Here is a 14,401-nt window from a genome sequence, read left to right on the forward strand (position 1 = left end):
GCAAATTGGCTAGGCTTTTTACGTTTAGGAATGTGATGCTAATGCTCAGGCTAAAAGTTAACGCGCGGAGCTTAAGTCGATTTGGCCTAACCGATTAAGTATGAGCCATTAACTACAAGTGCATCGAGCATCAGCATTTTGTCCATATATCTTTACAGCTTATATGACGGCTATTTCACACAAATACGCGCTAACCACTTCTAGGGAATAATTTTTTCCTGTTTGAGCACTTCTTTTGTGATGGCTTGGCGCAGCCCTAAACCATCCGATGTGGGCATATCCATATTCATCGCAAAAAACCACACATTATCATCAAGTTCAACCCAACCGACCCACCAGCCAATCTTAGGTTCGATTCTAGTCGAGTATCCCGTTTTAGCCCGAATAATATAGTCGCCATTGGCTTCGGTCAGCATGGCTTGTTTAACGATACGCTGGCTGCGCTCCGATACGTGTAACTTATTGTGATACAGCTTTCTTAAAAAGCTGATTTGCTCAGTGGCCGAAATTCGAATACCACCGTCGAGCCAGAAACTGTCTACATTGCCCGAAATGTCCTCATTACCATAATCGAAAGCATGTAGCATCTTGCTCATACGTGCCTCGCCAATTTGGCGGGCAAATTCTTGATAAACAGGCACAACTGAATATTTCATCGCGGTGATTAGATTATGATCGCGATTCCAAGTGGCGATATCGCGCGTCTGTCCATCCCACTTAAAGACTTGGTGTTCATCCTTAACCACGCCCAAATCGAGGGCGATCAAGCTATTGGGAATTTTAAAGGTAGATGCGGGTAAAAATGCTTGGTTCGCCCGTTTAAGATTATTGGTAAATCCTTGCTGCTTATTCTCATTCCAGAGCGCAACTACGCCCTGTGATTTATGTTCAGTAAAGTGAGCATTCCAACTTTTGTTTTCTTGCCATTCCTTTGCTACCGCAGGCATTCCGATAATCGATGCCACCAAAAACACAGCCGATAAGGCTAATACACGCATAACGTCCCCTTGCTTAATGCAATATATCCATACAAATTAAGTGCTAAGCTTATCATTCTCTGCCCTCTCATTCCCTAGCAAACTGCTGACCAATTGTGGCAACAATCAGGCACAAGCTTTACAAGATTTAACTATTAGCTATCCCAACTAAACGCCAGTTCAAAATCATAGCAACTCGTCAGTATCGATCTGATATGCAAAATAGGAATAAGATCCTCGAATCACTATAGGTAAACTCTTATACTCAAAACAATCATTGTGGCTTTTTGGCATAAGTTTCATTATTTCTAAGATGAAGTAAGCCTTAACGCCCTAGAAACATCGTCTATTTCCAGCAAAATAAGTGATTAAAATAAAAAGGAAACGCCAATGTTAAAGCCCTGCCTCGCTTTTATCCTCGCTAGCACAGTGGCGCAAACCGCTGGTGCCGTACAACTCCTCGGCGATGTGGAAGTGTCTCGCATTCCTACCGCTGAAAAAGTCATGGCTGAAGTGGTAAACCGTTATCAAGCATTGGATGAAGGCTTAGCGAATCAATTATCCACACAGAAAAATGAACGCGACGCTACCCAACTTGCCGCCCGCCAAGGACATAGATTATGGCAACAGGCTGTGCGTGATGTGCAGTCAGGACACTTTGATGACAGATCCCTGTATTGGGCGCGACTGTCAATGTTAAATAGCCTTAAAAACAACAGTGCTAACTTTAAAATGGCTGATTGGCAGCAACAGATTTTAGCCAGCGCCGTAGAAAAGGCATCGCGAGGATTCAGTGATATCCAATACGATGATGATGTGCAGATAAAAATCTTCCTGACGGGATTCGACCCCTTCTTCCTCGACAAAGACATCAGTCAGAGCAATCCTTCGGGCTTAGTCGCCCTCGCCCTCGATGGTTTTAAATTTGATATCAATGGCAAAAAGGCCCAAATCGAAACCGCCATGATCCCAGTACGCTTCGAGGATTTCGACCAAGGTATTATCGAATCCTTACTCAGCCCCATTTATCGCGACCCTAAAACCCAGTTTATCTTTACCGTCAGCATGGGGCGCAGCGACTTTGATATTGAACGCTTCCCAGGCCGTAACCGTAGTGCAGCAGCGCCGGATAACCAAAATCTGTACACAGGCGCAAGCAAAACCGCGCCTATCGCCCCCAAACTCAACGGTAAAAACTTTATCGGCCCTGAATTTGTTGAATTTTCATTACCCGTCGCAGCGATGCAAGTGCAAGATGGTCAGTGGAAAGTCAACGATAACCATACTGTGACCACCCTAGCGCGCGGTGAATTTAATGCCAGTTCCCTAAGCGAGCTGCAAAATGAAACCTCGGTCGAAGGTTCTGGTGGTGGGTATCTCTCAAACGAGATTTCTTATCGCGCCATTGTGTTACAGCAAAAGTTCAATAGCCGCGCTAAGGTGGGCCATATCCACACCCCGAGGGTGAAGGGCTACGACAATGCCACCGAACAAGCCATTGTCGAGCAAGTGCGTACTATGGTGATGCAGGCCGCGGCGAGCCTGTAACCGCCGCAATACTGGCATTGTCAGCAAGCGTTGGTTATGATGCAAACGCTTGCTTTATGCGCCTTATCGGGTCGCATCATGGTATCCATCTGACACACCTAGCCACACTTGATGCTTTGCAAAATAAGAGTTAACGCCTAAGTCTATGTTTAACACGAGATCCCTACTCAATAGCCTGCGCCGTAAAGCTATCTCATCCGCGAGTATCACCACGCTGACTGCGACCAAGATGGCGAAAAACAACATGCCACAACGCCAGCCAAAGCCACTGACACCAGTGCAGCAGCAAATCCTTACGCGTATCGAAGACTGTTATCAGCAGGCAGAAATCTACTTTAAGCGTCCATTTGCGCGGCCGTTGACCCAATTTACCCTGCGGGGACGGAGTGCGGGCACAGCCCATTTACAACAGAATCGCCTACGCTTTAATCCCGTATTACTCAGGGAAAATAGCGAAGCCTTCTTATCCGAAGTAGTGCCCCACGAAATAAGCCATTTACTCTGCTTCCAACTCTTTGGCAAAACCAAACCCCATGGCCGCGAGTGGCAATCCATCATGCTCAAGTTGTTTAAGGTGAGCCCCAATACCACCCACAGTTTCGATACTCAGTCGGTTAAAGGGAAAGACTTTGAGTACCGCTGTGCCTGCGGCCCAGTTCGGCTAAGTATTCGCCGCCATAATAAAGTGTTGCGTGGTGAAACCCGTTATCTGTGTAAACGCTGCCATACCCACCTCACCTTTACCGAAGCAACCGAATAACCCACATAGCGTAAAAATCCTCGGCCAAAAGTACGAGCGATTTGCATAGGACGCGGTATTTCCCTTACCATTCAGACATAAAAGACGAGCCACAGGCTTGCGTAGTATTGATTATTTTTGGGATAAATATTGAACAACTCCAAGATAGCCTTAAGGTCTCGGCAAACCTTGCTGTGCCTATTCAGTTGGCTGGCGGTGTTGGCCTCAGCCAATGCCTCTCCTTCGCACCCCAATAGTTTTAGCCAAGCCAAGGTCTTGTCTCAATCCTTATACCAAGGCAGTCGCCAAGGCACCTTGCCCGCTGTCAGTTTTTACTGTGGCTGCACTATCCAAATTAAGGGCAAATCCTGGAAGCCCGATCTCAATAGCTGCGGTTATCAAGTGCGTAAACAAGAAACCCGCGCCAACCGTATCGAGTGGGAGCATATAGTCCCTGCATGGGAGTTTGGTCACCAATTACAATGCTGGCAAAAGGGTGGCCGTAAAAACTGCGCCGATAACAGCCAAGAATTCAATAAGATGGAAGCGGACATGCACAATCTGGTGCCCGCCATTGGTGAAGTGAACGGCGATCGCAGCAACTTCCGTTTTAGCCAATGGAACGGTAAGGCCGACCAATATGGTCAATGCGCTATGGTTATCGACTTTAAGAATCGCCAAGCCCAGCCACCCGCTCACGCCCGCGGCAAAATAGCCCGCACTTACCTGTATATGCAGCAGACCTATGGCCTTAAAATCGCCTCACAGCAATTAAAATTGTTCAAAGCATGGGATAAAAGCTATCCAGTTGATACTATTGAATGCAAACGCGATAACGCCATAGCGCAGATCCAAGGTAATCATAATCCCTTTGTGCAGAATGCCTGCAATGCACCACCACTGCGCCAACAATTAGCCGAATAAGGTCGACAATGAGAGTTCCAAGAATTTATCAACCTCAGCCATTAGCCGTAAATCAACAGCTGAATCTAGACGAAGATGGCGCAGCCCATATCGGCAAAGTGCTGCGTATGGGCAGTGGCGAGCAAATTAGCCTGTTTAATGGCGATGGTAATGATTATCTTGCCGAAATTGTCGATGCGGGTAAAAAATCGGTCACGGTAAAAGTGCTGTCCTGTGAGGCCAATCCATCGGAGTCGCCCCTCAACCTGCATTTAGGCCAAGTGATTTCCCGTGGCGATCGGATGGAGTTCACTATTCAAAAATCCGTTGAGCTAGGGGTAAATACCATTACGCCGCTATTTTCTGACCGCTGCGGCGTCAAGCTCACTGGTGAGCGTCTCGAAAAGAAAATCCAGCAATGGCAAAAGATAGTGATCAGCGCCTGTGAGCAATCGGGCCGTAGCCAAGTGCCCATCGTTCGCCCCGCCATGGAATTACAGCAATGGTGCAGCGAACCGACTAACGCACTCAAACTCAACTTGCATCCAAGGGCAGCGCACGGTATCAATGGGTTAGATTTATCCCATACCCGTGTACGACTGTTGATCGGCCCGGAAGGGGGATTATCGGCGGAAGAAATCGCTATGACGGAAACCTATCAGTTTACCGACGTGTTACTCGGCCCCCGAGTGCTGCGCACTGAAACCGCCTCACTCACGGCAATTACCGCGCTGCAACTTCGATTCGGTGATTTAGGTTAAAGGTTAACCGCTAACTAGCGAATTGATTACTGGCTAATCCATAAATGCTTTTTGCCTGCGACGGCAATCAATAAGGAACAGATTAATGATAAAACTCGGCATAGTGATGGACCCCATCAGTGAGATCAACATTAAGAAAGACTCCAGTTTTGCCATGCTGATGGCGGCGCAGGAAAGGGGTTACCAACTGTTTTATATGGAAATGGCCGACCTTGCTATGGTCAACGGCGTAGCCATGGGCAATATGCGTCCATTAAAAGTCATCAACGATGCCAATAAATGGTTTGAACTGGGCGATGCCCAAGACACGCCGCTGAGCGATCTGAACGTGGTGTTAATGCGTAAAGACCCGCCGTTCGATACCGAATATATCTACGCCACTTACATGTTAGAGCGCGCCGAAGAACAAGGTGTATTAATCGTCAACAAGCCACAAAGCTTGCGCGATGCCAACGAAAAACTATTCACCGCATGGTTTAGCGAATTTACTCCAGAAACCATTGTGACTCGCGATGCCAATCGGATCCGCGCGTTCCACCAAGCCAAAGGCGATATTATCCTCAAGCCACTAGATGGCATGGGCGGCACCTCTATTTTCCGCGTCAAGCAAGACGACCCTAACCTTGGGGTGATCATCGAAACCTTAACCCAATATGGCAACCAATACGCCATGGCGCAGGCCTTTATTCCTGAAATCACCAAGGGCGACAAGCGCATTCTGGTGGTGGATGGCGAGCCCGTGCCCTACGCCTTGGCGCGCATTCCGAAAAAAGGCGAAACCCGCGGTAACTTGGCCGCAGGCGGCAGCGGTGTTGCCCAACCGTTATCTGACTCAGATTGGAAAATCGCCCGTGCCATTGGCCCAGAGCTGAAAAAACGCGGGCTGATTTTTGTGGGTCTGGATGTGATTGGTGACAAGCTGACCGAGATTAACGTCACTAGCCCGACTTGTATCCGCGAAATCCAAGCGGCATTTGATGTGGACATTACTGGCATGCTGTTCGATGCCATCGAAGCCCGTCTCGCCCAGTAAGCTTGTACACCTACAAGATAATAATATTCATTGAAGGCGCCTTAAGAGCGCCTACGACTTCTAGGGATCTGATATGAGTTTCACCAAAGCGCCACTGTTACTGCTTGGTATGAGTTTATGGCTCTCAAGCCCCGTATTTGCAACGGAAGCTGGGGCGAATGAGACGGGCCCAGCCAAGGCGCCATCACGCCCCAAAAATATTGTGATTATGATTGGCGACGGCATGGGGCCTTCCTATACCAGTGCCTATCGCTATTACAAGGACAATCCAGATACCGAAGAAGTCGAACAAACCGTCTTTGACCGTTTATTGGTTGGCATGGCAAGTACGTATCCCGCCAGTGTCAGTGGTTATGTGACCGACTCGGCCGCCGCCGCAACCGCCCTCGCGACAGGAGTCAAATCCTATAACGGCGCCATCTCGGTTGATACCCAAAAACAGCCACTGCCCACCATTCTTGAAAAAGCCAAATCCTTAGGCTTAAGTACCGGGGTTGCCGTTACCTCACAAATTAACCATGCCACGCCAGCAGCATTTTTATCCCATAACGAAAGCCGTAAAAATTACGATGCACTGGCATTAAGTTATCTTGAAACCAACGCCGATGTGTTTTTAGGTGGCGGACAAAAGTACTTTCCACCCGAGCTGTTGGCCCAATTTACCGCCAAGGGCTATCAACATATTACCCGCTTTGATGATCTGGCCAGCATTACCCAGCCTAAGGTCTTAGGTTTGTTTGCCGAAGTACAACTGCCTTGGGCTATCGATGAAAAAGATGCTAAAAAACTCAGCACCTTGACCCAAAAAGCCCTCAGTTTACTGTCGCAAAATGATCAAGGCTTTGTACTGCTGGTCGAAGGTAGCCTTATCGACTGGGCGGGACATAACAATGATATCGCCGCCGCTATGGGCGAAATGGATGAGTTTGCCAACACCATTGAAGTCGTTGAGCAATTCGTACGCCAAAATCCCGATACCTTAATGGTGATCACCGCCGACCATAATACTGGCGGTTTATCGATTGGTGTCGATGGACACTACAACTGGAATCCTGAGATCCTGCGCAATATTTCCGCCAGTTCAGATACCTTAGCGCAAGCCGCTATCGGTGGCGAAACCTGGAAAGCCGACTTATCCCGTGGTTTAGGCTTTGAATTAACGGAAGAAGAACTGGCTAAACTCAATGTAGCCAGAATGCAGGGCTTAGAAACCATGGCAATGGCTATTCGTCATGTGATTGATAAACGTACCGATACGGGTTGGACAACGGACGGACACACAGGCACCGATGTGCAAGTGTTTGCCGCAGGTCCCGCAGCTGGGCTGTTTAATGGTCATCAGGACAATACTGATATCGCCAATAAGATTTTTAGCCTGTTACCTAAGCCTAAAAAGCCAAAAGCCCCGGTACAGGTATCAACTCCAGCTCCAGCACCAGTGCAGCCACAGGGCTGATTTGCTGCGATTAGCTAAAAATAAGCCAAGCGAATATCGCGCCAGCTAACAGATAACAGATAAAAGGCAACCGTATTAACACAGTTGCCTTTTTTATTGGCTTTCAGTCAGCACCGTTCGAGTGAGCGCTGTTTTGCTGCATCCCTTAAGTCGGCATGCAGGCTGGCTCGTAGCCGAATAAGGGGTATAATGCCCGCACTTATTTTTTACGGTAGCCATGCAGTGTTAACGAATCCATCGCAAGTCATTATCCGCAATCAGGAAACCCTGAGCCAACATAAAGTCTTAGTGCTAAACCATGAGGCAGATTCACTGCCCAAAGCACTGCTCGATGTCGCCCAGTCCGTCGATGCTCTCGCCTTGGATTACCACCATTATCTGCATTTAGCGCCGCAGGCTAATGCCAAACTGCGCTGCTATTTTGGCCATCAACTGCCCCACCAGGATAAGTACGACACTGTGATTGTGTACTTTCCTAAGGCTAAGCCGTTAGCACCCTACTTGTTTAATCTGGCCGCTCAGCATTTAGTAGCCGGTGGCCAGCTCTTAGTCGTGGGTGAGAACAAAGGCGGGGTTAAATCCTTAGTCAAACTGCTGCCGAAATACTTTGCCACAGGCGTCAAACTCGATAACGCGCGTCATTGCCTACTCTTTGGCAGCAGCCTAATCGATACTGCGCCCGAGATTAAACTCAGCGATTGGACCAGCCAGTATCAACTCGCCACTCCGCAGGGCAATATCACCATCTGCAACTTAGTTGGCGTGTTCAGTGAAAAGCATTTAGACCAAGGCACAGAGCTATTGCTGTCCCATCTGCCAACCCTTTCTGGTCGAGTACTGGATTTTGGCTGCGGCGCCGGTGTCATTGCCGCAGCGCTGTTAAAGGCGCAGCCGACACTGTCGCTAGAATGTATTGATATCAATGCTATGGCGCTAGCCTCCTGCGAACTTACGCTGGCAGCAAACGGCATGACGGCCAAAGTCTATCCGTCTGATGGACTGGCGCAAACCAGTGGAAAATTCGACGGTATTATCTCCAACCCCCCGTTCCACGATGGCCTTGCCAGCACGACCAGCATTGCCCAACGCTTTGTCGCCGATAGCGCCAAGCAATTACAATCTAAAGGGATTTGGCAAATAGTCGCTAACCGCCACCTACCCTATTCGGACACCATCGCCGCCGAGTTCGGCCAATTAACCGTGCCGGCAGAGAATAACAAGTACAAACTCTATTCCTTCCAACAGGCCTAATCTTTCGCCCCGCTCAATTGTGAGTGGGGCTAACTTAATTTGACTCTATGCTGCACTAAGGAATAAAGGCTCGTTAAGAATTAAGAGAATAACGCCGTCCCTATCGAATACGTCCATTTTGAAATCAAAAATCCCCCAACAAACAAGTTAACGCTGCCATCTCTTAAATAGCATTTATTACCATTGAACTGTTCATCTAACTAAAAAGCTAATGCTCCATTCCGTGCTTCGGCTTGTTAGCTCAATCGAAAATTCCCACACCTGCTGCCATACAATTCTTATCTATTTACCGATGTTTGGCCTTACCATAAATCGACTAACAATTATGGGACACAGTCATATTTAAATTTAGGTATTTTTGAATGATTTGAAGACAATATCAGCGCGCATTAACCCCATTTGCAACAAATAAAATGCTATAAAATCAAGTGACTATAGTAGCTGACTTTAGTTAATAGGTTTGGGAAACGCGCATGCGCGTTTTCCCAGATGGATTACTTATATGAAAAGCGGCAAAAAAGCTGATAAGTTCTTTGCATACAGATAGTTAACCGTGCGCGTTTTCACTGGTTCAACTAGGTAAACGCGCATGCGCATGAATAAAATGTTATGCATCAAGGAAGTCTCCACCCAAATGAAAAAAGTAATAGCGTGGCTTTTTTTTAGTGTTCTTGTTGCCATGTTATTTTTTCCTTTGGGCATGTATACGTATACGATTAACCTCGTAGAGAAAATGCCAGAGAAGTCCAATATTGGGTTAAGCCAAGCGCAAGCCATTGAGTTATGGAAATCAAAAGAGAAATGTTCCCCAGATCAATGCGCATCAATTACACCTTACTGGATATACAGTTGGATATTCACAGCATTAGTAAATGACCTTGTAACGCCTGTAAATACAGATTCGCTAAATGACCGCTTATCCATAATGAGCTCTCAAATAGCGCTTCAGCATTTAAGGGAGGGAAATTTTAAAGGCAAGGGTATGCTCTGGTGGCATTTAACACATTTGAATCTATGCATATGGCTTCAGAGGAATTGGAGCGCATATGAAATCGCATCAAAATATACTTCAAACAATGCATAACAAATTGCTATTGTCTGCTCGTTTCACTCGCGGGACGCGCCGTGCGCGCCCCAAAGCAAAGCGTTAGGAGTCAATTTGAAAGTCCATCATATAGTTGAAGACCTCAAAAGAGCATTCGAGATGAATGAAGAGTTTAAATCTTTTGCTGTAGGTTTTGCCGAGTATACGGAAGATAAAGACGGGACAATTTATCTTAAGGATGTCGAGGCTATTGACTGGGATGAGGACGAAGAGTTCTTTTTGATACCATCAGGGATTGCAAAACACTATGAACTTCAGGCCAAAAATTATACTGCACTCGGCCTTTACGAAGAGTTAGTATCTTTACCTGATATTCATGAATACGTCGTATTTGCTCGCTCTAAAACAAAGATTGCAAAGGACGGTTCGGTTGCATCAATTAACTCGCCTACGTGGGCAACAAATTATTTAACCAAAGACAAAATCATATATTTTCAGCATGGTGACAGCCTAGACTCCTAACAAACGCAGTCACATTCGGCCACTTCGTGGCCTAGACCTCAACCGCTGCACTGGTTTCGGCCTGTGCTGCGGGCGTTATACACCAAGGAAGAATCGTGCATAAAATCAGAAAATGTTTACTTGCTTGTACCATATTGATTTCAACAGTAATTAGCGCAGCTACTGCGCTTAGCCTTGATAAAAAAATGATCGATGCTATTAACGATCATATTTCTAATGCTTCAAGTCGTTGTGATTTTGAGGAATCAACAAAATACTATTTTGGAAAGACTAAATTCTTTAATTACAGCGTTGTTGATGGCAAAGAGATTGTTCAAGAGCAAAGTTACGATGAAGCAATGTCTGTTTTTAAGGACGCGATGGATGCATGCTATGTCACTCTTGCTAAAGAAAAAACAATATCCGAGGTCATTGAAATAGCTCAAACTGGGCAAGATGCAGTTTTCACATCTGAAGCGTTTCATTACTTAAAATCGACTGATGGAAGACTTTTTGAAAGTCATAATAAAGGCAAAGTTATTTTCAGTGTTGTTGATGGCGAGGTTAAGATAATGGAATCTCATTACTTTGGGTTAGCCTTTCAAGAAATTGAGAAGTTGCCATAAGTGTATAGCCTTAAACATCGCGGCCTGCGGCCGCTGGACTCGCAACAAGTTGCTCGCCGTTTAGGCGATAGTTAACTGTACTAGGAAACTCCATGAAGTTTTTTGTAACTATTTCAGCGGTTTTATTTTATGGGAATGCGTTTGCTTGTTCGTTTGACAGACCGTTTATTGATTTTGAACACACCAATGAAGGCAATACCATTCCCCAAAAACCATCGTTCTCAGTGAAGTCTATTTCACGTGGAGAGAGCGGTAGTGCTGGTTCCTGTGCTGATGCAGGAGTGCTTACTTTAGTTACAACCTCTGCCGAGAAAGACACTGGCTTTATATTTGCCATTGAAGAAGACCAATTTGAAGACCAACTTTTTTATCCTGAACCGATGATTTTAGAGAGCGACCACACCGGTTCAGATGAATACTTTTTTATATGGAATGATGGCCGTACTACCGAGCAAGAGCCTATAGACATAACCGTTAAAATAGTCGCAGTCTCCAAAGACGGAGGCCGAAGCGAGCCACAATATTTAAAAGTAACTCACAATGGTGTGAAAAAGCCTTGGTGGCAATTGTGGTAGGTACATGCGGCCTGCGGCCGCAGCGACGCTCACCAAGGTTCGCGCGCGGGCGCGCATAGTTAACCTCTAGAGCAAGTATGAAGCACATTATGAGTAAAAATATCGGCATTGAAGAATTTAAAAAGAGATTCTCAGAAATCAGAGAATCCTTTCTGGATTCATTAACAGCAGCTAGCGGAGGTTATAAGAACGTAAGATACCTTGCTTGTGATGAAAATGGGGCGCCTATTAACTGGGTGTGGGACGATGAAACCTTCAGCCATAACAAGGAAGAAGGCTCGCTTGAAGAGGCAATTCAATTTGCCAATAACATGATAGATAGTGGCATGTGTTTCTCCTACATGGGGTGTTTATCTGGCTCAGGTGAGCTTGAAATTTGGCTGACGACTTTTGAATACCCAATAGAAAAACCTGCTTGGCCAAGCAATAAAGAACCCAGATTTGAGCTGACTCATGGGGGTGTAACACAAGAATAGAGTAGAGGTAATCAAATGCTAACCATAGAATTTTTAATCCCACGATTTAATCCTAACCCCACAAATTGAAGCAAAGCACTTAGCTTACTTTTGCCCCTAAGTTAGGCTATTCGAAGATTTTATGCGCCACCCCGTCTGGAAAGAAACCTTATCCCCTTAAGAACACCACAATAAAGTCGTGATCCGCAACCGAACACTTGCTGCTATCTAGAGAAGATTTTCATCATTTTGTGAACAGTATCAAATGCAGTAAACGCTAAATTATCAAGAATTTTGTCCAGTCAACCTCTCCCCTAACATACCCGACAGCGTTGTAAAGTTTATTTTTTTGTTAAGCTAAAAAACTTGCCCAATCAACACCCGTGCTGAGATTTTGAAAAAAACCAGAGATTACACTAGATTAACTATCGTTAATCAAATAAAAAATCTATTGATAAATCAACCAATAGACCATGACAACAAAAACACAACATTTACATTTTTTCGCGTCGAAAAGGCTTCTTTGCGCAAAGTTTCTACTGTTATACTCGCGTTAGCCGATAAAACAATAATAAAACAAACGAGTAAGGAAGCGCTCTATGTTGGCCCCTGAACTCCTCGAGTTAAGCAGTGACAAAAGCAAGGCGGAATTACGCCTAATCCCCAAAGAGCATGGCCCCATCACCCGTGATGATGTGATGCGCCTGTTATCGCTCCCAGAGTTTTGCTCACTGTATCCACTTGATCAGGCCATCGATAAAGTGGTGGCGCAAACCAACTCTCTGTACCATCAAGAAGATGGTAAATTTGAACTGTTTTCCGTACTGGCTGAACGCCGAGATGGTAGCGTTAAGATTGAAATCAGCCCAGATAAAATGCTCGCCACCATGACCCTAACCGCCCCTTGTGGAGGTAAAGCGGTCGACTTACCTGAAATTCTTACTGAACTTAAAAAAATAATGTTTGCATGGGCTTAAGCAAACTTAAAATCCAAACCTTGCTGCAAAAAATCACCAAGCTCAAACCCGGCGATAGCTGTCAAAGTGAAATCGCCCAAGGCAAGCACCCAGTAAACGGCCAAAATGCCGTGCTAGAGCGTAAGGTTTCGCTGGCCCGTGAGCGCTTACTCCAGCCGCAGGAGCGCGAAGATGGTACTGTGGATATGCGTAATCTTGGCTCCATGATAATGGTCAAGCCTAACGATATTTTGATGATCAAACACCCAGGGACCGAAGGCTCTCCCGGTTATAACATTAAAGGAGAAGTCCTTAAGCAAAAGCCTGGCAAGGATCTGCCTTTACTAGCAGGAACAGGTACCAGCATCCATCCGAATGATCCCAACAAACTCATCGCCACTGTAGCAGGGCAACCCGTTGAAACCCGCACAGGCATGAATGTTGATGATGTTTTACAGCTAAAAGATGTCGATATCAGCACGGGTCATGTCACCTTTAAAGGCAGTATTTTAATCACAGGTGATGTACACGAAGGCATGATAGTGAAAAGCTCCGGTGATATTACTGTGATGGGCTTTGTCGATTCAGCGACCCTTGAGGCAGAAGGCGATATTACCGTTAGTAAAGGCGTTATTGGTCGGCAAATTCGCGTCAATGAGTTTTCGACGAACCTCACAGCTCAAGGGCAAATCAGCGCCCAGTTTGTGCAATATTCCCAATTAACTGCAAAGGGGAATATTCTGATCACTAAGCAATTACTTCATAGTAATACCAAAACCGCAGGAACCCTGACGATAAGTGACACTAGCGGTCGCCGCGGCGATTTAATTGGTGGCGTCGCCCATGCTGAAAAAGGACTCATTGCCGTTGCTATTGGTGCCACTGCGGGGACAAAAACAGAAGTCTTTTGTGCAATGGAGCAAGGCGAGCTCAAGCAAAACCTTAAACAGCTGGAGGAAAGTGTCCAATCAATGGTGATAGCCACCCTCGATATTGAAGCTCGCCTAAAAAGACTTCCCCCAAAATCCGAATGGCAAAATGATCCCGTGATGATTGAGCAGATTAAGATGATGCTCGATGAGAAGAACCGGATTTTAAACGAGCGCACCCGTGAAGAGCTCGAATTTGATAGCCTAAAACAGGAAGTGGAAAGTTATTTCGATAAGTATCACATCGATGTGATTAAGCATGTATTCCTCAATGTCGAATTTCATATTGGCCAAGCTAATCATAGAACGACCCGCGAACATGGCACTTGCTCCATCACCAATCTTAATCAAGAGATTAACTTTGATTACAATGCCAAACCTAAAGCACAAGCGGCAGCCAGTTAAATAACGTTCAAAGCGTTTTACTAAGGGCGCACATGTCATTCAACGTGGCGCGCCCCTTAGGGCTGCTGCTTCAATCATAACCCCCTCATTGTTATCCACGAGTGAATCCTCACCCAATAAAATTTCAATGGCTTTCTTCTTTGACCTAGTCGGTGGCATACTGCCTACGATTCCCCACGTAAACGCCAGCGTTGGGGGATAAGGATAAATGTGATAGGTTGAAGTAGAACATGGCCCCAGG

13 protein-coding genes and 1 pseudogene are annotated in these 14,401 nt (G+C 46.0%); 13 read left to right on the forward strand and 1 reads right to left on the reverse strand.

Annotated elements, in window-relative coordinates:
* Positions 1-200: 200 nt before the first annotated feature.
* On the reverse strand, positions 201-998 hold the full coding sequence (locus tag SHEWPOL2_RS13090) for an OXA-48 family carbapenem-hydrolyzing class D beta-lactamase OXA-252 (protein WP_037428895.1): 798 nt from the start codon (positions 996-998) through the stop codon (positions 201-203).
* Between the two features lie 369 nt (positions 999-1,367).
* Between SHEWPOL2_RS13090 and SHEWPOL2_RS13095 the strand changes: the two genes are divergently transcribed.
* The 13 genes and pseudogenes from SHEWPOL2_RS13095 to SHEWPOL2_RS13155 all read left to right on the forward strand — a co-directional run bounded on the left by SHEWPOL2_RS13095 (position 1,368) and on the right by SHEWPOL2_RS13155 (position 14,160).
* On the forward strand, positions 1,368-2,525 hold the full coding sequence (locus tag SHEWPOL2_RS13095; RefSeq protein ID WP_037428898.1) for a hypothetical protein: 1,158 nt from the start codon (positions 1,368-1,370) through the stop codon (positions 2,523-2,525).
* Positions 2,526-2,670: 145 nt separating this feature from the next.
* Entirely contained in the window at positions 2,671-3,285 is a 615-nt protein-coding gene (locus tag SHEWPOL2_RS13100) for a SprT family zinc-dependent metalloprotease (protein WP_037428901.1), read from the forward strand.
* Positions 3,286-3,411: 126 nt separating this feature from the next.
* Positions 3,412-4,188 (forward strand): endonuclease EndA, encoded by a 777-nt coding sequence (gene endA, locus SHEWPOL2_RS13105; RefSeq protein WP_086024041.1) that lies wholly within the window; start codon positions 3,412-3,414, stop codon positions 4,186-4,188.
* Positions 4,189-4,196: 8 nt separating this feature from the next.
* Positions 4,197-4,928: a 16S rRNA (uracil(1498)-N(3))-methyltransferase gene (gene rsmE / locus SHEWPOL2_RS13110; RefSeq protein WP_037428904.1), complete on the forward strand. Its 732-nt coding sequence runs from the start codon at positions 4,197-4,199 to the stop codon at positions 4,926-4,928.
* Positions 4,929-5,013: 85 nt separating this feature from the next.
* Positions 5,014-5,961, forward strand: a complete 948-nt coding sequence (gshB, locus tag SHEWPOL2_RS13115) for a glutathione synthase (RefSeq protein WP_037414494.1) — start codon at positions 5,014-5,016, stop codon at positions 5,959-5,961.
* Between the two features lie 73 nt (positions 5,962-6,034).
* Complete coding sequence (locus SHEWPOL2_RS13120) at positions 6,035-7,417, forward strand: alkaline phosphatase (RefSeq protein WP_037428906.1); 1,383 nt, start codon at positions 6,035-6,037, stop codon at positions 7,415-7,417.
* A 222-nt stretch (positions 7,418-7,639) separates the two neighbouring features.
* Entirely contained in the window at positions 7,640-8,668 is a 1,029-nt protein-coding gene (locus SHEWPOL2_RS13125; protein WP_037428941.1) for a methyltransferase, read from the forward strand.
* A 589-nt stretch (positions 8,669-9,257) separates the two neighbouring features.
* Entirely contained in the window at positions 9,258-9,752 is a 495-nt protein-coding gene (locus SHEWPOL2_RS13130) for a hypothetical protein (protein ID WP_037428907.1), read from the forward strand.
* A gap of 75 nt (positions 9,753-9,827) precedes the next feature.
* A complete protein-coding gene (locus SHEWPOL2_RS13135; protein WP_037428908.1) occupies positions 9,828-10,235 on the forward strand; it encodes a hypothetical protein in 408 nt (135 codons plus the stop codon).
* Between the two features lie 95 nt (positions 10,236-10,330).
* On the forward strand, positions 10,331-10,840 hold the full coding sequence (locus SHEWPOL2_RS13140; RefSeq protein ID WP_037428909.1) for a hypothetical protein: 510 nt from the start codon (positions 10,331-10,333) through the stop codon (positions 10,838-10,840).
* A 92-nt stretch (positions 10,841-10,932) separates the two neighbouring features.
* Positions 10,933-11,415, forward strand: coding sequence for a hypothetical protein (locus SHEWPOL2_RS13145; RefSeq protein ID WP_037428911.1), 483 nt, complete (start codon positions 10,933-10,935; stop codon positions 11,413-11,415).
* An 89-nt stretch (positions 11,416-11,504) separates the two neighbouring features.
* Positions 11,505-11,891 (forward strand): hypothetical protein, encoded by a 387-nt coding sequence (locus SHEWPOL2_RS13150; protein ID WP_146193310.1) that lies wholly within the window; start codon positions 11,505-11,507, stop codon positions 11,889-11,891.
* Between the two features lie 578 nt (positions 11,892-12,469).
* Positions 12,470-14,160, forward strand: a pseudogene (locus SHEWPOL2_RS13155) (FapA family protein).
* Positions 14,161-14,401 lie beyond the last annotated feature (241 nt).

It is taken from the genome of Shewanella sp. POL2 (assembly GCF_000282755.1).
Lineage (GTDB): Bacteria > Pseudomonadota > Gammaproteobacteria > Enterobacterales > Shewanellaceae > Shewanella > Shewanella xiamenensis.

Excerpts from the sequence above, each read along its gene's own strand:
- SHEWPOL2_RS13090 (WP_037428895.1), bottom strand. The coding sequence starts at position 998 with ATGCGTGTATTAGCCTTATCGGCTGTGTTTTTGGTGGCATCGATTATC.
- SHEWPOL2_RS13095 (WP_037428898.1), top strand. The coding sequence starts at position 1,368 with ATGTTAAAGCCCTGCCTCGCTTTTATCCTCGCTAGCACAGTGGCGCAA.
- SHEWPOL2_RS13100 (WP_037428901.1), top strand. The coding sequence starts at position 2,671 with ATGTTTAACACGAGATCCCTACTCAATAGCCTGCGCCGTAAAGCTATC.
- rsmE (WP_037428904.1), top strand. The coding sequence starts at position 4,197 with ATGAGAGTTCCAAGAATTTATCAACCTCAGCCATTAGCCGTAAATCAA.
- gshB (WP_037414494.1), top strand. The coding sequence starts at position 5,014 with ATGATAAAACTCGGCATAGTGATGGACCCCATCAGTGAGATCAACATT.
- SHEWPOL2_RS13120 (WP_037428906.1), top strand. The coding sequence starts at position 6,035 with ATGAGTTTCACCAAAGCGCCACTGTTACTGCTTGGTATGAGTTTATGG.
- SHEWPOL2_RS13130 (WP_037428907.1), top strand. The coding sequence starts at position 9,258 with ATGCGCATGAATAAAATGTTATGCATCAAGGAAGTCTCCACCCAAATG.
- SHEWPOL2_RS13145 (WP_037428911.1), top strand. The coding sequence starts at position 10,933 with ATGAAGTTTTTTGTAACTATTTCAGCGGTTTTATTTTATGGGAATGCG.
- SHEWPOL2_RS13150 (WP_146193310.1), top strand. The coding sequence starts at position 11,505 with ATGAGTAAAAATATCGGCATTGAAGAATTTAAAAAGAGATTCTCAGAA.